Source organism: Frateuria sp. (assembly GCF_035944355.1).
Lineage (GTDB): Bacteria > Pseudomonadota > Gammaproteobacteria > Xanthomonadales > Rhodanobacteraceae > Frateuria_A.
Genome location: NZ_DASZBH010000002.1, coordinates 38,346 through 57,853, shown reverse-complemented (window position 1 = coordinate 57,853; position 19,508 = coordinate 38,346). Strand labels below are relative to the sequence as shown.

Sequence of the window (19,508 nt, the reverse complement as noted above, 5' to 3'; positions counted from 1 at the left end):
GACGTGTTCGACTACATCGAGATGTTCTACAACCCCAAACGCCGCCACGGTTCAAACGGCGACCTGTCGCCTGTAGAGTTCGAACGGCGCTACGCGCAACGAGGGTCCTGAGTGTCTACGGAACCCTGGGCGATTCACCATCCCTTCTGCAATACGGGCGTGAAAGCTTAGACGCCGCCGATGAGGCGATACAGGGGAAAAATACGCGCTGAACCGCCTCGTTCAGTCACGTTGCCTGATGGCGGCCCGGATCGAAGACCCTAGCCTACGCGAAAATCCTGTCAGTTGTGACCGACCAGCGCCCTCCGCCGAAGGTCTGTTGGTTGGCGATGCCGGTCAAGTTCTTTGCCACCCTTGGTCAACTGTACTGGCGACGCGTGGATCGCTCGCTTCGCAAGAAATCAGGACTTCCTCCGCAGCCAAGGCTTATCGCGTTTCGAAAAACTTTCACCTTGCGGAAGGCTCACTACTCGCATTTCAGAGCCATCTACTGTCGTAGCTGGCCCTACCTGCTCACCATCCACCGGGGTGTCAACCAGCTTTTGGACTACTTTGTCGCTCGACCATGGATTGTGACGCTGAGACAAATTCTGTCCGCGTAGAAAGCTCGTTCGCTCTCCGTCGCCTTCAGCTGTTCGGCGCGCAGCGACGGGTTGAACATCCATTGGCGGATCAATCGACCGCTGCTCCTGTTTCGCCATAGATGCGGGCTCGGTGCGGCCTTGTTTGAGCTGGTCCAAGTAGTCTGCCCATGCCTGCATGACCTCTTGGCGCTTTTCGCGAAATTTGACCCGCGCATAGGCAGCTTCGACTTGATCCTTCGGGGCATGCGCCAACTGGGCCTCAAGCACGTCCACGTCAATGCCCAGGCGCTCACGCCCAAGCGTCCGCAGCGATGCACGAAAGCCGTGCGTGGTGTGCTCTCCCTGAAAGCCCATTTCACGCAATGCCTTGCTCAAGGCATCTCGACTTAGATGTGCCGATTTCTGGCGGGCTTGGGGAGGAAATACGTATTCACCCCCCATGTTTCGTTCGCGCATCTCACGCAGCACCACGAGTGCCTGCTCAGGCAGCGAGGTGCTGTAGTCCTGTCCCGTCTTCATGCGATGGGTGCCGTCCGGATTCTTTCCCGGAACACGCCATTCGCCAGCCTCCAAGTCCATCTCATCCCAGCGAGCGCTGGCCACGACACCAGAGCGCATCGCAGTCAGGGCGGCCAGGATCAGGGCGGCGCGCACGACACGATTTTCGTAAGCATCAATCGCCCGCATGACATCACCCAGCTTGCTGGCGTTATCGGTGACGGCGGGCATATGGCCGCTGCGGTGGGTTGGCAGGATGCGATCGAGGCGTAGCCGGCTGTCGTCGGGGCGTAGCCCCTCGTCGATGGCGTGCTCCACTATGCTCGCCATGTACTGTCGTGCCTTCCGGGCCAGCTGCGGGGTTTCCTTGGCCATCTCGATGAGCAAAGGGCGGACATCCTTCGTCTCCATCACACGAACATCCTGGTCGCCAATCTTGGGCACCAAGTACGACTCAACCACCAGGCGCGCTTTGCGATAGGTTTCCAGCGCCCATGTCGGGCGCTTCTCCGCCATCCATCGTCCCGACACAGCTCGCAACGAGGCGTGCTCGATTTCAGCACGCTCTTGCGCTGCCACTTCCTGTTCGGCCCCGACCGCAGCTTTCGCCTCCTGCTGGGCCTTCCGTATCCCCGCCGTGGTTTTGCCCTGCTTGGCGGAGCGCTGTATCTCGATCGCTTTGATCCGCGCCTCGCTCAAAGACACATCGGGGTAATGCCCGATGGTCGCCGGGGCCGGGCGTGAACCATCAGGGAGCCGGTAGCGTACGCGCCAGGCCTTGAGTCCAGCGGGGCTCACCCAAAGCACCAGACCGTTGCCATCGGACAAGGAGTAAGGCTTGTCGCCTGGCTTGGCACGACGAACCTGGAGCTCTGTCAGCGAGGAGGCGAGGCGGGGCATGGCTTGAGACCTACTTGGGTACAAACGATGCAAATTGTACCCAAAAATATACCCATAGCTCTTGGATGCCCCTGGACGGCGCTGGACAGCTTTGGACGAAAAAGGCAAAAAAAACCCCGCAAATCGCGGGGTTATTTGAAATTCCGAACAATTTTGGACGGTTCAGAATCTAGCATTGGTGCCCAAGGGGGGACTCGAACCCCCACGACTTGCGTCGCTACCACCTCAAGGTAGTGCGTCTACCAATTCCGCCACCTGGGCAGGTGTGTTGCCTTTACTTCGACGAGCCCGCCGGTGCGGGAACATCCGATTTCGCGGGTGCGACGGCGGCCGGCACGTCGTTGTTCGCCTTGGCCGGAGCCTGCGGCACGTCGGTGCCGGCGGGCGCCGCGGGCTGCGCATTTTGGGCGTGCGCGGGCTTGTTGGCAAGACCGGACATCACGCCAAGATCCGACTGCGCGCTTTGCGGCGCGCCGTTGCGGCTCAGGTAGATACCCATGCCGAGGCTGAGCAGGAAGAACAGCGCCGCCAGCGCCGCCGTGGCGCGGGTGAGGAAGCTCGCCGAACCGCGCGCGCCGAACACCGTCGCCGATGCGCCGCCGCCGAAACCCGAGCCTGCATCGGCGCCGGCGCCGCGCTGCATCAGGATCAGCACGATCATCGCCGCGGCGATCAGAATGTAAAACACGCTGAAGATGACAAACATGTTCTTAGGAGTCCGTAGGGCTTCAATGCGCCGCGGCGCAGATGCCGAGGAAATCGCCAGCGGTGAGCGAGGCACCGCCGATCAGGCCCCCATCCACGTCCGGCTGCGCGAACAATGCCGCGGCATTCGCCGCCTTGACGCTGCCGCCGTAAAGCAGCCGGGTCAGACGGGCGATCATAGCATCTTCGGTTTCCAGTTGGCTACGAATGAACGCGTGCGCCTGCTGCGCCTGCTCGGGCGTGGCGGTGTGTCCGGTGCCGATCGCCCACACCGGTTCATAGGCGACGACAGCCGTGTAGAAGGGCGCGATGCCCGAACGGGCGATTACCGCGCCGAGCTGGCGGGTCAGCACCGTCTCGGTCTGCCCGGCCTGGCGCTCTTCCAGCGTCTCGCCGATGCACAGGATGGGCGTGAGTCCCGCGGCGCAGGCGGCAGCGAACTTGCGGGCCACCAGCTCGTCGCTCTCGCGGTGGTACTGGCGGCGTTCGGAGTGGCCGACCAGAACCCATTGCGCACCCACGTCCGCCAGCATGGCGGCGGAAACTTCCCCGGTATAGGCACCCTGCCCTTCGTGCTCGCTGACGTCCTGGCCGCCGAAGCCGATACCGCTGTTACCGGCGCGCGAGGCCAGTTCGGCCAGGTAGGGGAACGGCGGGAACACCAGCACGTCGGCATGCTGCGGGCGCTGCGCGGCGATGTCGTCAACCAGGGCGGCGGCCATCGAGCGGCTGCCGTGCATCTTCCAGTTGCCGGCAATGAGTTTCCTGCGCATGCGAAGCCATCCGTTGAAAACGGCAAGGATAGCGATCGCCCTGCAGGGCGGCAAACGCGTGCTGGCCGGTGGACGGACACTCGGCCATGATGGAGCGCCTTTCCACCAGGACACCTGCCCGATGCCTGCCGAACGTCCATTGAGCCTGGTCACTGGCGCCTCGGCAGGCATCGGCGCCGCCTTCGCGCAGGAGCTGGCCGTGCGCGGCCACGACCTGGTGCTGGTGGCGCGGCGGGCCGAGCGCCTGCACGCCCTGGCAGGCCAACTGCGCGACCGGCACGGCGTATCCGTCCATGTCATGCCGGCGGACCTGGCCGATCCCGGCGCGCCGCGCCGGCTGGCCGAGGCACTGCAGCGCGAGGGCCTGGCCGTGGACTGGCTGGTCAACAACGCCGGCTACGGCGTACCCGGCACCTTCGAGGCCAGCGACTGGTCCGTGCATGCCGATTTCCTGCAGGTGCTGCTCCACGCGCCGACCGAGCTGGCATGGCGACTGCTGCCGGGCATGCGCGAGCGCGGCTACGGCCGCATCGTCAACATCGCTTCGCTGGCGGGCCATGTGCCGGGTTCGGCCGGACATACGCTGTATGCGGCAAGCAAGGCCTACCTGATCAAGTTCTCCCAGTCGCTGGCGCTGGAGAACCGCCACCTGGGCGTGCACGTCTGCGCGCTCTGCCCGGGTTTCACCTGGTCCGAATTCCACGACGTGACCGGCACGCGCGCGCTGGTCGGTAAGCTGCCCCGCATCATGTGGCAGGACGCCGGCGCGGTGGTTCGCGAGGGCATCGATGCCGTCGAGCGGGGTACCGTGGTGCAGGTGACCGGCCGGGTGAACCGCACGATCAAGGCGCTGGCCAAGCTGATGCCGGACCGCCTGGCGCTGTGGGTGTCGGCGCGCGAATCCAGACGCTACCGCCAGCTCGATTGACAACCCGCGGTCGCGCCGCCTGCGCCACCGCTTCCGTGCGTCCGCGCGAGATCGTCCACAGCGCGAGCGGGTACCGAGGCTGGAAGGCATCGCCGGCAAGCGGATGAGGGCGGTCTTCCTGTGGACGGCGTGGGCGCTCGCCGGGTCGCGACGGAGATCGCGCTCACCCTTCGCGCGTACAGGTCAGCGTGTCACCGATTGCGAAACCCCTGCCGTCGCGGTCGACCTCCCAGTCGACCCGATAATGCTGCGCGTCCAGCCTGGCGTAGACGAAGCGCTGGGCCGGAACCACCTCGGTCGCCGAATCCCACGTCAACCTGCCGTGCTGCCAGCCGGTCGAGGCGAAACGGCGGGTGCCGCCGAAATTGTCGAGGAGCACCGCTTGGTAACGCCCGCCCTTGACGTCGTAGCCCCAGGCTTCGATGGCACGGTAGCTGGCGGGAGCGCGGTCCTCGTGGTGCTTGACCAGCGCGGCGCCCTGCAGGTCGCCGGCGTAACGCATCTGCGAGGCGATGTGCCGGCCGCTCGCCGGGAACACGCCTTCACAGCGCCAACTGCCCTGGAAGTAATCCAGGGCGCGCATGGGCGACTCGACGGCGCCGGCCGAGCTTGTGGCCAGCAGAAACAACAAGGGGAAGTAGCGCATGGCGTTGCCTGTTCCATGGGAGCCCAGGCAACGCTAGGTGGCGAAGTGATCCGGCGCATCGATCGGAAGTCATGCGCCTCGAGACACGAGCGGGTCCGTCCCTTGCCGAGGGAAAGCGAGCGAGGCGCTTCAGATCAGCTTGATCTCGCGCAGCCGCTGCATCAGGTACTCGTGCGAGGTGAGCGAGGTGTCATAGCGGCTGGGGTTGTCCGCAGTGACGCACTCGGGCAGCGGATCGAGCACGACGTCGGGATTGGGATGCAGGAAGAACGGCACCGAGTAGCGCGGCTTGCGCGCGTTCTCGTTCTGCGGGTTGACCACGCGATGCGAAGTGGACGGGTACACGTGGTTGGTCAGCCGCTGCAGCATGTCGCCGATGTTCACCACGATGGCGTCGCCCTCGGTGGTGATCGGCAGCCATTGGCCCTCGCTCAGCACTTCCAGGCCCTCGGCGCTGGCGCCGACCAGCAGGGTGATGAAGTTGATGTCCTCGTGAGCCCCCGCGCGTACGTTGGGGATGTTCGCCTGAGTGCGGCTCTCGTCAATGCTGCTCTCATCAATGATGGGCGGGTAGTGGATCGGGCGCAGGATCGAGTTGCCCTGGTCGGTCTTGTCCTCGAAATAGTCCTCGGGCAGGCCGATGTGCAACGCCAGCGCACGCAGCACGCGGGTGCCGAGCTGGTCCAGCGCCTCGTACAGGCCATAGCCGCAGGGCTTGAACTGCGGCACTTCCTCCGGCCACAGGTTGGGCGGCATGACCTCGGCGAATTTCGAATCGCGCGGGATCTCGCGGCCGACGTGCCAGAATTCCTTGAGATCCGGATAGCGGCTGTCCTTGGCCGTTTCCACCTTGAACGGGGTGTAGCCGCGCGCGCCGCCGGAGCCGGGCACGTGGTACTTCATCTTGGTTTCGGTCGGCAGAGCGAAGAACTGCTCGAAGGCCTGGTAGGCGCCGTCGATCAGTTCGCGCGGGATGCCGTGCCCGCTGATGCAGCAAAAACCGAACCGGCGGTAGGCGGCGCCGAGTTCGGCTACGAAGGCGTCGCGATCGGAGTCGTAGCGGCGGATGTCGAGCGTGGGGACTTGCCTCATGGATTTTCCGTCATGTGCACGTGCGCGGCGGATTTTACGGCGTCGGCAAGCCAGCCGGCCAACTGCTGCACCTCACCCGCATCGGCGCCCTCGATGGTGACGCGCACCAACGGCTCGGTGCCCGACGCACGCAACACCACGCGTCCCCGCCCCTGCAGCGTGCGCTCGACCTCGGTCAGTGCATGGCGCACGGTGCTGCTGGCCAGCGCCTCGCGCGCGCCCTGGGCGCGCACGTTGACCATCACCTGCGGCAGCTTCTGCAGGCCGCGGCGAGCCAGCGCCAGGTCCTGGCCGGAGGCGGCCAGCGTCTCCAGCACCGCCAGCGCGGCGATGATGCCGTCGCCGGTGGTGGCGCGGTCCAGGCACAGGATGTGGCCGGAGGTCTCGCCGCCGAGGATGCCGCCGTGCGCCTTGAGCTGCTGCAGCACGTAGCGGTCGCCCACGTTGGCGCGGATCAGCGGAACCTCCAGTTCGGCCAGCGCCTGCTCCAGGCCGTAGTTGCTCATCAGCGTACCGACCACCGGACCGCGCAGGCAGCCGCGCGCGAACAGGCTGCGCGCGAGCACGTAGAGGATGTCGTCGCCGTCGGCGATGGTGCCGTTGCGGTCGACCAGGATCACCCGGTCGCCGTCGCCGTCGAAGGCGATGCCGATATCGGCCCTCTGCGCCAGCACCGCCTGCTGCAGTGTCTGCGGGTGGGTCGAGCCGACCTCGCGGTTGATGTTGAAGCCATCGGGCGTGTTGCCGATCGCGGTGACGTCCGCACCGAGCTCGGCGAACACCTTGGGCGCCACCTGGTAGGTCGCACCGTGCGCGCAGTCCAGCACGATCCGGGTGCCGCGCAGGGTGAACTCCTCCGGCACCGTCGCCTTGCAGTATTCGGCGTAGCGCGCCACCGCGTCGGCCACGCGGGTGGCCTTGCCGAGCTGCTCCGAGGGCACGGTGGCGAAGGCGGCCTCGATTTCCTCCTCGATCGCCTGCTCGATTTCGTCGGAAAGCTTCTCGCCCAGCGCGGAAAAGAACTTGATGCCGTTGTCGTGGTGCGGATTGTGCGAGGCGCTGATCACGATGCCGGCGGCCGCACGCATCGAGCGCGTCAGGAAGGCCACGGCGGGCGTCGGCATCGGCCCCAGCAGTCCCACGTCCACACCGGCAGCGACCAGGCCGGCCTCGAGCGCCGACTCGAACATGTAGCCGGAGACACGGGTGTCCTTGCCGATCAGCACCAATGGCTTGCGCTGCGCGTCGCGCGCCAGCACGGCGCCCGCCGCACGGCCCAGCCGCAACATGAAGTCGGCGCTGATCGGCCATTGCCCGACCAGGCCGCGGATGCCGTCGGTACCGAAGTATTTGCGTGTGCTCATCATCGTTCCTGGTGGTGACGCCACGGGGCGGACGGCACCTTAAGTAGCTCAGTCTTCGTCGGGCCAGCGTGGAGCCGGCGGCCCCGCGTCGCGGCGCGGCGGCGCCTCGCCTTCGCGCACCGCACGCCAGACGGCCAGCGCGTCGACGGTCGCGGCGACGTCGTGTACACGCACCATGCGCGCGCCTCGCTGTACGGCGATCAAGGCCGCCGCCGCCGAACCGGACGCGCGCGCCATGCCGGCCGGCCGGCCCGTCAATGCGCCGATCATCGACTTGCGCGACAGGCCCACGTAGGCGCCTGCACCGAGGTCGGCGAAGCGTTCCAGCGCACGCAGCAGCGCCAGGTTGTGCTCCAGCGTCTTGCCGAAGCCGAAGCCCGGGTCGACCAGTACGCGCCGCCGGTCGATGCCGGCCAGTTCGCAGGTGAACAGGCGGTCGGTGAGGAAACGGTGCACCTCGCCCACCACGTCGTCGTAGCGCGGATCGTCCTGCATGCCGCGCGGTTCGCCCTGCATGTGCATCAGGCACACCGGCACGCGCAGCTCGGCCGCCACATCGAGCGCGCCTTCGCGGCGCAGCGCGTAGACGTCGTTGATCATGCCGGCGCCTGCGGCCACCGCGGCGAGCATGACTTCGGGCTTGGATGTATCGATCGCGATCGGCAGCGTGGTGCGCGCGGCCAGCTGCTCGATGACCGGGATGACACGCCGCAGTTCCTCCTCCACCGACACCTCGGCCGCGCCCGGACGGGTGGACTCGCCGCCCACGTCGAGCATGTCGGCGCCCTGCTCCGCCATCGCCAGGCCGTGCGCCACGGCGGCATCGGTATCGGCGAAGGCGCCGCCGTCGGAGAACGAATCGGGGGTCACGTTGAGGATGCCGACCACGCGCGGGCGGTCGAGCGCCAGCGGACGGCCGGCGCAATCGAGCACGGTGGCAAAGGGATCGGCGAACATATCGATCGCTCAGTCCTGCCCGCCCAGCGTGCCCATGTGCAGGCGGTAATAGCGCAGCTCGTCGATCGAATCGCGGATGTCCGACAGCGCGGTGTGCGCCGATTCCTTGCTCAGGCCCCGCGCGATGGCCGGCGCCCAGCGCCGGGCCAGTTCCTTGAGCGTGGAGACGTCCAGGTTGCGGTAGTGGAAATGGCGCTCCAGTCGCGGCATCTGCCGGTGCAGGAAGCGCCGGTCCTGGCAGATCGAGTTGCCGCACATGGGCGACTTGCCGGGCGGCGTCCAGTCCTTCAGGAAGTCCAGCGTGGCCTGCTCGGCCTGGGCGTGGTCGGTGGTCGATTCGAGCACCTGCTGCCACAGGCCCGACTTGCGGTGCTGGTTGCGGTTCCAGCTGTCCATCGATTCCAGCCGGTCGACCTCGTGGCGGATCGCGAATACGGGGCCTTCGGCCAGCACGTGCAAGTCCTTGTCGGTCACGATCGTGGCGATCTCGAGGATCGAATCGTTGTCCGTATCCAGGCCGGTCATCTCCAGATCGATCCAGATCAGATTGTCTTCGTTCGAATGGCTCATGCATCCTCCTTGGAGGGCGCAGTCTAGCGCAGCCCGGCCCGGCGCCATGCGATCATCGGGCGATGCAGACCTTCCTCTGGCACGACTACGAGACCTTCGGCGCCGATACCCGCCGCGACCGCCCGTCGCAGTTCGCCGGCATCCGCACCAGCGCCGAACTGGAGATCGTCGGCGAGCCGGTGATGTTCTTCGCCCGTCCGCCGCGGGACATGGCGCCGGACCCCGATGCCTGCCTGATCACCGGCATCACGCCGCAGCAGGCCGAGCGCGAGGGCGTCGGCGAAGCGGAGTTCGCCGCCCGCGTCCACGAGCAGCTCGCGCAGCCGGGCACCTGCGGCGTGGGCTACAACTCGCTGCGCTTCGACGACGAGTTCACCCGTCAACTGCTGTACCGCAATTTCTACGATCCGTACGCGCGCGAGTGGGAGAACGGCAATTCGCGCTGGGACCTGATCGACCTGGTGCGCATGTGCCAGGCGCTGCGTCCCGAGGGCATCGCCTGGCCGACCCGCGAGGACGGCACGCCCAGCTTCAGGCTCGAACACCTGGCCGCCGCCAACCACCTGAAGCAGGACCGTGCGCACGACGCGCTGTCGGACGTGTACGCCCTGATCGACCTGGCGCGGCTGATCCGCGCGCGCCAGCCGCGGCTATGGGACTGGCATTTCGAGCTGCGCCGCAAGCAGAAGGTGTTCGGCCTGCTCGACGTGGCCGGGATGACGCCGCTGGTACACGTCTCTTCGCGCTACCCGGCCAGCCGCCATTGCCTGGCGGTGATCGCGCCGCTGGCGCCGCATCCCTCCCGGCCGGGCGAGGTGATCGTCTACGACCTGGACAGCGACCCCGCGCCCTGGCTGGAACTGGACGAGGACGACATCGCCGACCGCATCTTCACGGCGCGCGCGGATCTGCCCGAGGGCATCGAACGCATCCCACTGCGCACCGTGCGCGCCAACCGTGCACCGGCGCTGGCGCCGCTGTCGGTGCTGAGGGACGTCGACCACGGTCGGCTCAAGCTGGATCTGGAGCGCTGCCTGCGCCACCACGCCCTGCTGCGCGCCGCCGAGGGCCTGGTCGACAAGCTGCGCCGCGTGTTTGCCCGCGCCGCCGAGCTGGCGCCGCCGGAAGATCCGGAGCTGGCTCTCTACGGCGGCTTCCTGCCCGATGCGGACAAGCGCCTGCTGGCCCAGGTGCGCGCCACGCCACCGGGCCAACTGGGCCAGCAGAGCCTCCCGTTCCGCGACCCGCGCTACGCCGAACTGCTGTTCCGCTACCGCGCCCGCAACTGGCCCGACACCCTGGACGCGGACGAGCGCGCCCGCTGGGAGGCCTTCAGGATCTCGCGCCTGACCCGCCCCACTCCGCTCACCGCACGCACGCTGGATGAGTACTTCGCGCGTATCGCCGTGCTGCGCCAGGAACGGCCCGAGCAGACCGCGCTGCTCGATTCGCTGGAGGCCTGGGGCCACGAACTGGCGCCCCTGCCCGCGCCGGCCTTGGGCTGACCCGGGACAGGAGCGCGCTCCCGTATTCGCCGATAATGGGCGCATGCCCAATACCTACTTCACCCCCGCCACCTTCCGCTTCCTGCGCGCGCTCGGCCGCAACAACAGCCGCGAATGGTTTACCGCGCACAAGGCCGACTACGAACGCCACGTACGCGAGCCCTTTCTCGCGCTGATCGCCGACATGGCCGCGCCGCTCGCCGGGATCAGCGCGCACTACCGCGCCGATGCGCGCAGGAACGGCGGCTCGCTGTTCCGCATCCATCGCGATACGCGCTTCTCCAACAACAAGCTGCCTTACAAGACCTGGCAGGGCTCGCGTTTCTTCCACGCGCGGCGGCACGAGATTCCGGCGCCTTCGTTCTACCTGCACATCGAGCCCGGCGACTGCTTCGCCGGCGGCGGCATGTGGCACCCGGAGCCGGACACGCTGAAGAACATCCGCGCCTTCCTCGCCGACAACCCGGGCGCCTGGAAGCGTGCCACCCAGGGCAAGGCCTTCCGCGAGCGGCTGAGCTTCTGGGGCGAATCGCTGAGCCGCCCGCCGCGCGGGTTCGACCCGGAACACGAGCTGATCGAAGACCTCAAGCGCAAGGACTTCGCCGCCGGCGAGAACTTCGACGACGCGTTCGCCTGCTCCTCGGAGCTGCTGCCCTGGGTGGTCGAGAGCTTCCGGCGCGTGGCGCCGATGATCGACTACCTGTGCGCGGCGCAGGAACTCGAGTTCTAGCGTCGCCTAGCGAGCCACCCGCTGGCGCCTGAGCAGCACCAGCGCCACCGCCATGCCGAGCACGGCGGTCGCCGCCACGTAGTGCGCCGGTGCAAGCACGCCGAACCGCGCCACCAGCAACCCGATCAACGGCGGCGTCAAGCCGCCGAACAGCGCATAGGCGAGGTTGTACGACGCCGACAGCCCCGAGAAGCGGACCGCCGGCGGGAACGCCTGCACCATCAACACCGGCACCACGCCGACGACGCCCACCGCGAAACCGGCCAGCGCGTACAGCCCGATGAAATGCGCACCGCCGGCGGCGAGATCCAGGTACAGCGCGTAGCCGGCCAGCAGCAGCGCGGCCGCGCCGAACAGCAACGCCCGCTCCGGTCCGATGCGGTCGGACAGAGCGCCGAAGCACAGGCAGCCGAGCGCCAGCGCGAAGGAAGCCACGTTGTTGCCCAGGAAGGCCCGCGCCGGTGCCACATGAAACACGGTCTGCACCAGCGAGGGCGTCATCAGGATCAGCACCACGATCGCCGCGGTGAGCATCCAGGTCACCAGCATCGACAGCACGACCGCGGGCCGGTGGCTTGCCGCCACCCGCGCCAGCGGCAAGCCGTCGACCAACTCGCGCCGCGCATGCATCGCCTCGAACACCGGGGTCTCGCTGAGCCAGCGGCGCAGCCAAACGGCGAAAAATCCGAACACGCCCCCGACCAGGAAAGGCAGCCGCCAGCCGTAGTCCAGCAAGGCCGCCGGCGCCAGCGCACGGTTGATCCCCGCCGCCACCAGCGAGCCGAGCAGGATGCCCACGGTCAGCCCCGAGGTGAGGCTCGCGCAGGCGAAACCGATACGCCGCGGCGGCACATGCTCCGCCACGAACACCCACGCCCCCGGCACCTCGCCACCCACCGCCACGCCCTGCACGACCCGCAACAGCAACAGCAGCAGCGGCGCCAGCATGCCGACCTGCGCATACACCGGCAGCAGGCCGATGCCCAGCGTCGGCACGGCCATCAGGAACACGCTCAGGGTGAACATGCGCTTGCGTCCGAGCTTGTCGCCGTAGTGCGCCATCACGATGCCGCCCAGCGGACGGGCCAGGTAACCGGCGGCGAAGATGCCGTAGACCTTGAGCTGCGCCAGCCACGGCGCGCTGTCCGGCGGAAAGAACAACTGGCTGAGCGGCACCGCGAAGAATACGAAGACGACGAAGTCGTAGAACTCCAGCGCGCCGCCCAGCGCAGCCAGCGCCAGGGTGCGCGCGTCCGCCCTGCCCAGCGGGCGGCCGGCGTCCAGGGGAAGCGTCGTGGCGTTCATCTGCCCGGGCCGCCTTCAGTAACGCTTGTTCTTGAACAGCATGCTCACGCCCACGGCGATCACCGCCAGCGGCCACCAGGTCGCCAGCAACTGCCCCAGGTGCAGGTCGAAGCCGAAATTGCGCAGCAGGAACAGGAGGCCGATCACGATCAGGAGGATGCCGGGCACGCTCGGGCGCATGGATTGCTTCTCGTGGTAGCGGGAAGCGGCCACTGTGCGCAGGCGCGGGCGCAGCGTCAATGGCGGCTCAGGCCTCGGCGAAAGGGAATGCCAGCACGTCGGCGATGGCATCGGTGCCGGCCAGGCACATCAGCAACCGTTCGATGCCCAGCGCGACGCCGGCGCAGGCCGGCATCGCATCCAGCACGGCCAGCAGCCGTTCGTCGAGCGGCACTTCGCGCAGGCCACGGAGGCGACGTACTTCGTTGTCGCGTTCGAAGCGGGACCGCTGCTCGGCCGCGTCGTTGAGTTCGTGGTAGCCGTTGGCCAGTTCGTGGGGCCCCAGGTAAAGCTCGAAGCGTTCCGCCACGGGCGGATCGTCGGGGCGGATGCGGGCAAGCGCGCACTGGCTGGCCGGGTAGTCGCGGATCACCGTGATGCGGTCGCGCGGAAAGGCCGGCTGCAGGCGGTGCGTGATCAAGAGGTCCAGCCAGTCGTCGCGGGTGAGCCCCTGCGGATCGATGTTGGACTGGGCCAGCGGCCGTTGCAGCGCGTCCAGCGGCGCGCTGAGCGGGTCCAGTCCCAGCCGGTCCAGGAACAGCTCCCGGTAACTCCAGGTCTGCACCTGGGCCCGGCGGCCGACGACGCCGAGCGCCGCCTGCACCAGGTCAACGACCTCGTCCGCCAGTCGCCGATGGTCCCAGCCGACCCGGTACCACTCGAGCATGGTGAACTCGGGATTGTGCCGCCCGCCCGCCTCGCCGTTGCGGAACACCCGGCCCAGTTCGTAGCAGTCGCCCACGCCGGCGGCGAGCAGGCGCTTGAGCGGGAACTCCGGCGAAGTGCGCATCCAGCGTTCGCGCGCGCCCGCGTCGACATGGCCGCTGAAGATGGTGCTGAAGCTTTCGATGTTCGGGTCGGTGTTGCCGGCGGCGGAGAGAATGGGGGTTTCCACTTCCAGCACGTGGCGATCGGCGAAGAAGTCGCGGACCAGGCGATACACGTGGGCGCGCAGGCGCAGGGCGGAAGCCAGGGCCTCCCCCTCTCCCCAACCCTCTCCCCCCGCCGCGCGGGGGGAGAGGGAGTCATGTGCGGCAAGCTTTTGGCCCCCTCTCCCCCGGCGACGCCGGGGGAGAGGGTTGGGGAGAGGGGGAGGCCTTTCGCCCAGAGCATGAACGATCGCCTCCAACACGTGGTCCGTCCGCAACGACACCTCATCGTTCCAGAAGCGCAGCACCTTGAAGCCGGCCTGCTCGAGCATGCTCGTACGACGGGCGTCATACGCCCGCTGTTCGCCATGCTGCCCGCCATCGAGCTCCACGATCAGCTGGTGCTCCACGCAGCAGAAGTCGGCGTAGTAGCCGGCGACCGGGTGCTGGCGGCGGAACTTGGCGCCGAGTTGGGCGGCGCGCAGGCGGGACCAGAGTTTGGCTTCGGCGTCGGTTTGGGTCTTGCGTAGTTGTTTGGCGCGGTCCATCGCGTCTTCTCCCTGGTTTAAAGGCCTCCCCCTCTCCCCAGCCCTCTCCCCCGGCGGCGCCGGGGGAGAGGGAGTTAAAAGCTCGCCGCATCCTGCTCCCTCTCCCCCGGCTGAACCGGGGGAGAGGGCTGGGGAGAGGGGGAGGCCTTGGCTTCTCACCCGCCATGCTCCGCCAGCAAGGCCAGCAGCTGCGCCTCGTCCCAGACCGGCACGCCCAGCTCCTGCGCCTTGTCCAGCTTGGAGCCGGCCGCTTCGCCCGCCACCACGAACGAGGTCTTCTTGGACACCGAGCCGGCCACCTTGGCGCCGAGCGCCTCCAGCCGCTGTTTGGCCTCGTCGCGGCTCAGCGTCGGCAGCGTGCCGGTGAGCACCACCGTCTGGCCCTCCAGAGGCGCACTGGCCGCATCGGCCTGCGGCACGGCGGCGAGCAGACGCTCGATGGCCGCCTCGGCCTCGCGCAGCGGCGCAAGCCGGGCCTCGTCGGCCAGGAAGGCTTCGAGGTGGGAGGCCGCCGCCTGCGGCAGGCCGGCGGTGATCCAGTGCGTGGGGCCGGCGGCGAGCAGGCGCTCCAGCGTCGGAAAGTGCTCGACCAGCTGGCGCGTGCGCTTGGGGCCCAGATCGCGCACCTTGGCGTGGTCCAGCAGCACGGCCAGGCCCAGTCTCTCGCGCAGGCGCGGCGAAGGCGGCGCCTCGTCGCTGAAGGTGACGCCGGCGGCGAGCAGCGCGTCGACCACGCGCTGGTTGCCTTCCTGCGCGAAGAAGCCGGCGATCGAAGAGGCGACCTCCTCGCCGATGTCCGGCAGCACGCGCAGCACGGCGGCCGGCATGCTGCGCACCAGGTCCAGGCGGCCCAGCCAGGTGGCCAGCGTCTTGGCGGTGCTCTCGCCGATGTGCATGATCCCCAGCGCGAACAGGAAACGCGGCAGGGTGGTGCGGCGGCTGGCGTCGATCCCGGCGACCAGGTTCTCTGCCCACTTGGTGGCGATCTTGCCGGCCTTGACCGTCTCGGGCGTGGTGCCCTCGCGCTCGTCGATGGCCTGCTTCATCGCCACGAAGCGCTCGACGGTCAGAGCGTAGATGTCGGCCGGCGTACGCACGTAGTCCAGTTCGACCAGCGCATCGACGAAGCGGATGCCGAGGCCCTCGATGTCCATCGCGCGGCGCGAGGCGAAGTGGATCAGCGCCTCCTTGCGCTGCGCCGGGCACACCAGGCCGCCGCTGCATCGCCAGGCGGCCTCGCCCTCCTCGCGCATCAGCGCCGAGCCGCAGACCGGACACTGCGCCGGCATGCTCCAGGGCCGTGCGCCGGCCGGGCGGTTTTCGGCCTGCACGCGCACCACTTCGGGAATCACGTCGCCGGCGCGGCGCACGATCACCGTGTCGCCCACGCGCACGTCCAGCCGCGCGATCTGGTCGGCGTTGTGCAGCGTGGCGTTGGTGACGGTGACGCCGGCCACCTGCACGGGCTTGAGCCGCGCCACCGGCGTGGCTGCGCCGGTGCGGCCGATCTGGATCTCGATCGCCTCGACCTGCGTGCTCTGCTCCTGCGCGGGGAACTTGTGCGCGATGGCCCAGCGCGGCGCGCGCGAGACGAAGCCCATCTCGCGCTGGCCGGCGTAGTCATCGAGCTTGTAGACCACGCCGTCGATGTCGTAGGGCAAGGCGTCGCGCCGCTCGCCGATGCGCGTGTAGTAGGCGATCAATCCGTCGAAGCCGCGTGCCACGTCGGCCTCCGGCGAGATCGGGAAGCCCCACTCGCGCAGTTTCGCCAGCGTCTGCGAGTGCGTCGGCGGCAGCTGTCCGCCCTCGACCACGCCGGCCGCATAGGCGAAGAAGCTGAGCCGGCGCCGTGCGGTCACCGCCGGGTCGAGCTGGCGCAGCGAACCGGCGGCGCCGTTGCGCGGGTTGGCCAGCGGCTTCTCGCCGTGCGTGCGTGCGTAGTCGTTGAAGGCCTCGAAATCCCTGCGCAGCATGATCACCTCGCCGCGCACTTCGAGCACGCCGGGCCAGCCGCTGCCGCGGAGCCTGAGCGGGATCGCGCGCACCGTGCGCAGGTTGGCGGTGACGTCCTCGCCGGTCTCGCCGTCGCCGCGCGTGGCGCCTTGCACGAACACGCCCTGCTCGTAACGCAGGCTGATCGCCAGGCCGTCGAGCTTGGGTTCGACCGAGAAGGAGGGTTCGCGCCGGTCCAGCGCCTGCTCGATCCGCCGTTCGAACTCGGCGATCTCGCGGAAGCGCTCGCGTTCGCTGTCGCCTTCCTGCTCGAAGGCATTGGCCAGCGACAGCATGGGCAGCGCGTGGCGCACCTCGGCAAAGCCGCCATGCGCGCGTGCGCCGACGCGGCGCGTCGGCGAATCGGTGCCGGCGAGCTCCGGGTGGGCGTCCTCCAGGGCTTCCAGTTCGCGCATCAGGCGGTCGTACTCGGCGTCGGTGATGTCCGGGTCGTCGAGCACGTGGTAGCGGTAGTTGGCCTGCTCGATGCGCTCGCGCAGTTCGGCGGCGCGGGTCTGCCATGTGGAAGGTTTCGGGTGCATGGCCGGAAGTTTAGCGACACGCCCATCACGCCGGCATGTGGACGCTAAGGGAACCGAAAGGCCGCCGAGCTAGCGTGCCGTGAGGCGGGCGGCGGGGGCTCGTTCCGTGGGAGGTGTGCGATGCGCGCTTTGCGATTGTTCCTTTGCCTGCTCACCCTGGCCGTTTCAGGCACCGCCACAGCCGGCGGTGGTCCGTTCGGTATCGACCATCGCCTGCACTACGACAACAGCGGCATCTGGAAGCGTGGCAACCAGACCGCGTTGATGTACGGCACGATCGTCACGGTCGGCGTGGGCGCGCTGGCGTTCGGCGACCAGGACAAGCTGGGCGATACTTTCTGGCGCTCGGTCGACGCCATGGTGATCACCGGCGTCAGTACCGAAGCGCTCAAGTACACCTTCCGCCGGGAGCGGCCCTCGCAGACCGACGACCCCAACCGCTTCTTCAAGGGCCACTCCCAGAGTTTCCCCAGCGGCGAGGTGGCGGCCATCTCGGCCGCGGTCACTCCTTTCATCGCCAACTATGGCCAGGATCACCCGGCCGTCTATGCGCTGGCCCTGCTGCCGGCCTATGACGCAGTGGCGCGCATGAAGGTGCGCGGCCACTGGCAGAGCGACGTGTTGGCGGGCGCGGCGATCGGCACCGGCATTGGCATCTGGGCCTCGCACCGCGACTCGCCGCTGATCGTGGGCTGGTTGCCGGGCGGCTTCAGCGTGGGCTTCGTTCATCACTTCAAGCCCTGAACGACCAGCGATCGACGTCAGCGGTGCAGATCGCCCGCCGCTTCGGGCTGGTAGGCGATATCGAGCACACGCAGCCGGCGCGGCTGGCCGCCGGGCATCGGCCAGTCGATCTCCTGGCCGCTGGCCAGCCCGAGCAGCGCACTGCCCACGGGCGCCAGCACCGAAACGGTGCCCGGCTTGCCGGCCGCCGCCGGATAGACCAGGGTCACGGTAAGCCGGTCATCGGCCTGCTCGTCGCCGAAGGTAACGGTGGAATTCATGGTCACCACGTCCGGCGGCACCGCCTCGGGCTCGCACAGCTCGGCCCTGTCCAGCTCGTCGCGCAGGGCTGCGTGCTGCTGGGCCTGTTCGGGCGGCAGCCGGTCGAGCAGGTTCTCGATGCGCTCCACATCCAGGCGGGACAAGGTGATGGCGGGCCGACTCATGGCGAGGTCTCCTGGAGATGAGCACGCGCGCCGGAGCGCGCACGTTCCAGCGCGTGTGATGGGTTCGTGAGTGCGTTTCGGAATGAAACGTCGTCTGACTTTGGTGTCGCAACCCAGGGAAAGCAAGCCGCCCCAGCGGGTAACATGGCCGTCATGCCCGATGCCGCCGCTCCCGTTCCTCTCCCCGCAGCGACTGAAGGCCCATCGGACATCCCCACGAGCGAGCGCTATCGCGGCCTGATCTGGCTGGTCGCGGCCGCGTTCTTCATGCAGGCGCTGGACTCGACCATCGTCAACACGGCCGTGCCTGCCATGGCCGACGCGCTTGCGGTCACCCCGCTGGGCATGCGCAGCGCGCTGACCAGCTACGTGCTGACCCTGGCGATCCTGATCCCCGCCAGCCCCTGGCTGTGCGACCGCTTCGGCACCCGTCGCGTGTTCGGTGCCGCGATCGCGGTGTTCGGCCTGGGCTCGCTGTTCTGCGGCGTTTCCCGGACGCTGCCCGAACTGGTCGCCGCGCGCGTGACGCAGGGCGTCGGCGGTGCGGCGCTGATGCCGGTGGGCCGCTACGTGCTGGTGCGCAGCATCGCCAAGCACGAGTTCGTGCACGTGATGAGTACGGTGGCCACCTTCGGCCTGCTCGGCTCCGTGCTCGGGCCGTTGCTGGGCGGCGCGCTGGTGGAGTTCACCAGCTGGCGGCTGATTTTCCTGATCAACGTGCCGGTCGGCATCGCCGGCCTGTGGATGAACAAGCAGGACATGCCCGACTACCGGCTGCGCCACGCCAACCGCTTCGACCTGCCCGGCTTTCTGCTGTTCGGCGCCGCGTCCGCGCTGCTGCTGACGGCCTCCGAATTGCTCGGCGCCGAACACGTGGCGTGGGGGCGTGTCGGCGAGTACACCGCGCTGGCGCTGCTGATCGGCCTGATCTACGTCTGGCACAGCCGGCGCGCCGCGTTCCCGGTGGCTGACCTGTCGCTGCTGAAGGTGCGCAGCGTGTGGGTGGCGCTGGCCGGCAACCTGTTCACGCGGCTGGGCATCTCGGGCATGTTCCTGCTGCTGGTGCTGTTCCTGCAGGTCGGCTGCGGCTGGTCGCCCTTGCTGGCGGGCCTGATGATGGTGCCGCAGGCGCTCGGCTCGATCAGCGCCAAGTGGCTGGTCAACCGCGCGCTGGCGCGGCTGGGCTACCGCCGGCTGCTGCTGGGCAACACCTTGCTGGTCGCGCTGCTGCTGGCCTCGTTCGCGCTGTTCGGCCGCGGCACGCCGATGTGGCTGATCGCGCTGATGGTGTTCCTCTACGGCGCCTTCGCCGGCATGCAGTACACGGCGATGAACACGCTGATCTATCACGACCTGGACATCAAGCACGCCTCGATGGCCTCGTCGATGGCGTCCACCGCGCAGTACCTGTCGATGAGCTTCGGCATCGCGCTGGCCACGCTGCTGATGGAGTCGCTGCTGCAGGGGCACGCGCACAGCGACTACGTGGCGGCGTTCCGCTGGACCGTGCTGATCCTCGCCGCGGTCACCGCCTCGGCCAGCCGCGTGTTCGGCCGGCTGAGCGCCGCCCGCCCTGCCCGCCAGCCGGCCGCCGCCGAGGCCTGAACCGGAC

General features: G+C 68.3%; 19 protein-coding genes, 1 tRNA gene and 1 pseudogene. 6 read left to right on the top strand and 15 right to left on the bottom strand.

The features are described from left to right. Positions 1–111 (top strand): IS3 family transposase (locus VGU03_RS00965; protein ID WP_327477844.1); only part of this gene is annotated, 111 nt, incomplete at its 5' end. Positions 112–401: 290 nt separating this feature from the next. On the opposite strand, the gene VGU03_RS00960 is transcribed toward VGU03_RS00965, so the two are convergent. The 4 genes from VGU03_RS00960 to tpiA all read right to left on the bottom strand — a co-directional run bounded on the left by VGU03_RS00960 (position 402) and on the right by tpiA (position 3,460). Beyond that, positions 402–1,982: a tyrosine-type recombinase/integrase gene (locus VGU03_RS00960; protein ID WP_327477836.1), complete on the bottom strand. Its 1,581-nt coding sequence runs from the start codon at positions 1,980–1,982 to the stop codon at positions 402–404. Positions 1,983–2,158: 176 nt separating this feature from the next. Continuing rightward, a tRNA-Leu gene (locus tag VGU03_RS00955) sits at positions 2,159–2,243 on the bottom strand. Between the two features lie 13 nt (positions 2,244–2,256). Then, positions 2,257–2,688, bottom strand: coding sequence for a preprotein translocase subunit SecG (gene secG / locus VGU03_RS00950; RefSeq protein WP_327477834.1), 432 nt, complete (start codon positions 2,686–2,688; stop codon positions 2,257–2,259). A gap of 22 nt (positions 2,689–2,710) precedes the next feature. Then, positions 2,711–3,460: a triose-phosphate isomerase gene (gene tpiA, locus VGU03_RS00945; protein WP_327477832.1), complete on the bottom strand. Its 750-nt coding sequence runs from the start codon at positions 3,458–3,460 to the stop codon at positions 2,711–2,713. Between the two features lie 121 nt (positions 3,461–3,581). Here tpiA and VGU03_RS00940 point away from each other — a divergent pair, with 121 nt between their 5' ends. Beyond that, entirely contained in the window at positions 3,582–4,388 is an 807-nt protein-coding gene (locus VGU03_RS00940; RefSeq protein ID WP_327477830.1) for an SDR family oxidoreductase, read from the top strand. A 163-nt stretch (positions 4,389–4,551) separates the two neighbouring features. On the opposite strand, the gene VGU03_RS00935 is transcribed toward VGU03_RS00940, so the two are convergent. The 5 genes from VGU03_RS00935 to orn all read right to left on the bottom strand — a co-directional run bounded on the left by VGU03_RS00935 (position 4,552) and on the right by orn (position 9,017). Then, complete coding sequence (locus tag VGU03_RS00935) at positions 4,552–5,034, bottom strand: hypothetical protein (protein WP_327477829.1); 483 nt, start codon at positions 5,032–5,034, stop codon at positions 4,552–4,554. Positions 5,035–5,163: 129 nt separating this feature from the next. After that, a complete protein-coding gene (locus VGU03_RS00930) occupies positions 5,164–6,126 on the bottom strand; it encodes an isopenicillin N synthase family dioxygenase (RefSeq protein WP_327477828.1) in 963 nt (320 codons plus the stop codon). Next, positions 6,123–7,490, bottom strand: coding sequence for a phosphoglucosamine mutase (gene glmM / locus VGU03_RS00925; RefSeq protein ID WP_327477827.1), 1,368 nt, complete (start codon positions 7,488–7,490; stop codon positions 6,123–6,125). The genes VGU03_RS00930 and glmM overlap by 4 nt, the downstream gene beginning before the upstream one ends. A gap of 48 nt (positions 7,491–7,538) precedes the next feature. Beyond that, positions 7,539–8,447 carry a dihydropteroate synthase gene (gene folP, locus VGU03_RS00920; protein WP_327477826.1) on the bottom strand — a complete coding sequence of 303 codons (909 nt, stop codon included), beginning with the start codon at positions 8,445–8,447 and terminating at the stop codon, positions 7,539–7,541. A 9-nt stretch (positions 8,448–8,456) separates the two neighbouring features. Further along, complete coding sequence (orn, locus tag VGU03_RS00915; protein ID WP_327477825.1) at positions 8,457–9,017, bottom strand: oligoribonuclease; 561 nt, start codon at positions 9,015–9,017, stop codon at positions 8,457–8,459. Positions 9,018–9,079: 62 nt separating this feature from the next. Here orn and sbcB point away from each other — a divergent pair, with 62 nt between their 5' ends. Further along, entirely contained in the window at positions 9,080–10,522 is a 1,443-nt protein-coding gene (sbcB, locus tag VGU03_RS00910) for an exodeoxyribonuclease I (protein ID WP_327477824.1), read from the top strand. 43 nt (positions 10,523–10,565) lie between these two features. Then, positions 10,566–11,252, top strand: a complete 687-nt coding sequence (locus tag VGU03_RS00905; RefSeq protein ID WP_327477823.1) for a DUF2461 domain-containing protein — start codon at positions 10,566–10,568, stop codon at positions 11,250–11,252. Between the two features lie 6 nt (positions 11,253–11,258). On the opposite strand, the gene VGU03_RS00900 is transcribed toward VGU03_RS00905, so the two are convergent. From VGU03_RS00900 to ligA, 5 genes and pseudogenes are all read right to left on the bottom strand, one after another. Then, positions 11,259–12,557, bottom strand: a complete 1,299-nt coding sequence (locus tag VGU03_RS00900) for an MFS transporter (RefSeq protein WP_327477822.1) — start codon at positions 12,555–12,557, stop codon at positions 11,259–11,261. Positions 12,558–12,572: 15 nt separating this feature from the next. Beyond that, on the bottom strand, positions 12,573–12,737 hold the full coding sequence (locus VGU03_RS00895; RefSeq protein ID WP_327477821.1) for a LiaI-LiaF-like domain-containing protein: 165 nt from the start codon (positions 12,735–12,737) through the stop codon (positions 12,573–12,575). Between the two features lie 67 nt (positions 12,738–12,804). After that, positions 12,805–13,749: an EF-P lysine aminoacylase EpmA gene (epmA, locus tag VGU03_RS00890; protein ID WP_327477842.1), complete on the bottom strand. Its 945-nt coding sequence runs from the start codon at positions 13,747–13,749 to the stop codon at positions 12,805–12,807. Positions 13,750–13,941: 192 nt separating this feature from the next. Next, positions 13,942–14,193: pseudogene (locus tag VGU03_RS00885) on the bottom strand (endonuclease domain-containing protein); the annotation flags it as partial. A 155-nt stretch (positions 14,194–14,348) separates the two neighbouring features. Next, positions 14,349–16,727, bottom strand: coding sequence for an NAD-dependent DNA ligase LigA (gene ligA / locus VGU03_RS00880; protein ID WP_327477820.1), 2,379 nt, complete (start codon positions 16,725–16,727; stop codon positions 14,349–14,351). A gap of 120 nt (positions 16,728–16,847) precedes the next feature. Here ligA and VGU03_RS00875 point away from each other — a divergent pair, with 120 nt between their 5' ends. Continuing rightward, positions 16,848–17,471, top strand: a complete 624-nt coding sequence (locus VGU03_RS00875; protein ID WP_327477819.1) for a phosphatase PAP2 family protein — start codon at positions 16,848–16,850, stop codon at positions 17,469–17,471. 17 nt (positions 17,472–17,488) lie between these two features. Here VGU03_RS00875 and rnk read toward each other — a convergent pair whose 3' ends face one another. Next, on the bottom strand, positions 17,489–17,896 hold the full coding sequence (gene rnk, locus VGU03_RS00870) for a nucleoside diphosphate kinase regulator (protein WP_327477818.1): 408 nt from the start codon (positions 17,894–17,896) through the stop codon (positions 17,489–17,491). Between the two features lie 153 nt (positions 17,897–18,049). On the opposite strand from rnk, the gene VGU03_RS00865 reads away from it, so the two are divergent. Next, positions 18,050–19,501 carry an MFS transporter gene (locus tag VGU03_RS00865; protein ID WP_327477840.1) on the top strand — a complete coding sequence of 484 codons (1,452 nt, stop codon included), beginning with the start codon at positions 18,050–18,052 and terminating at the stop codon, positions 19,499–19,501. The last annotated feature ends 7 nt before the right edge of the window (positions 19,502–19,508 follow it).

Excerpts from the sequence above, each read along its gene's own strand:
- VGU03_RS00960 (WP_327477836.1), bottom strand. The coding sequence starts at position 1,982 with ATGCCCCGCCTCGCCTCCTCGCTGACAGAGCTCCAGGTTCGTCGTGCC.
- secG (WP_327477834.1), bottom strand. The coding sequence starts at position 2,688 with ATGTTTGTCATCTTCAGCGTGTTTTACATTCTGATCGCCGCGGCGATG.
- tpiA (WP_327477832.1), bottom strand. The coding sequence starts at position 3,460 with ATGCGCAGGAAACTCATTGCCGGCAACTGGAAGATGCACGGCAGCCGC.
- VGU03_RS00940 (WP_327477830.1), top strand. The coding sequence starts at position 3,582 with ATGCCTGCCGAACGTCCATTGAGCCTGGTCACTGGCGCCTCGGCAGGC.
- VGU03_RS00935 (WP_327477829.1), bottom strand. The coding sequence starts at position 5,034 with ATGCGCTACTTCCCCTTGTTGTTTCTGCTGGCCACAAGCTCGGCCGGC.
- VGU03_RS00930 (WP_327477828.1), bottom strand. The coding sequence starts at position 6,126 with ATGAGGCAAGTCCCCACGCTCGACATCCGCCGCTACGACTCCGATCGC.
- glmM (WP_327477827.1), bottom strand. The coding sequence starts at position 7,490 with ATGAGCACACGCAAATACTTCGGTACCGACGGCATCCGCGGCCTGGTC.
- folP (WP_327477826.1), bottom strand. The coding sequence starts at position 8,447 with ATGTTCGCCGATCCCTTTGCCACCGTGCTCGATTGCGCCGGCCGTCCG.
- orn (WP_327477825.1), bottom strand. The coding sequence starts at position 9,017 with ATGAGCCATTCGAACGAAGACAATCTGATCTGGATCGATCTGGAGATG.
- sbcB (WP_327477824.1), top strand. The coding sequence starts at position 9,080 with ATGCAGACCTTCCTCTGGCACGACTACGAGACCTTCGGCGCCGATACC.
- VGU03_RS00905 (WP_327477823.1), top strand. The coding sequence starts at position 10,566 with ATGCCCAATACCTACTTCACCCCCGCCACCTTCCGCTTCCTGCGCGCG.
- VGU03_RS00900 (WP_327477822.1), bottom strand. The coding sequence starts at position 12,557 with ATGAACGCCACGACGCTTCCCCTGGACGCCGGCCGCCCGCTGGGCAGG.
- VGU03_RS00895 (WP_327477821.1), bottom strand. The coding sequence starts at position 12,737 with ATGCGCCCGAGCGTGCCCGGCATCCTCCTGATCGTGATCGGCCTCCTG.
- ligA (WP_327477820.1), bottom strand. The coding sequence starts at position 16,727 with ATGCACCCGAAACCTTCCACATGGCAGACCCGCGCCGCCGAACTGCGC.
- VGU03_RS00875 (WP_327477819.1), top strand. The coding sequence starts at position 16,848 with ATGCGCGCTTTGCGATTGTTCCTTTGCCTGCTCACCCTGGCCGTTTCA.
- rnk (WP_327477818.1), bottom strand. The coding sequence starts at position 17,896 with ATGAGTCGGCCCGCCATCACCTTGTCCCGCCTGGATGTGGAGCGCATC.
- VGU03_RS00865 (WP_327477840.1), top strand. The coding sequence starts at position 18,050 with ATGCCCGATGCCGCCGCTCCCGTTCCTCTCCCCGCAGCGACTGAAGGC.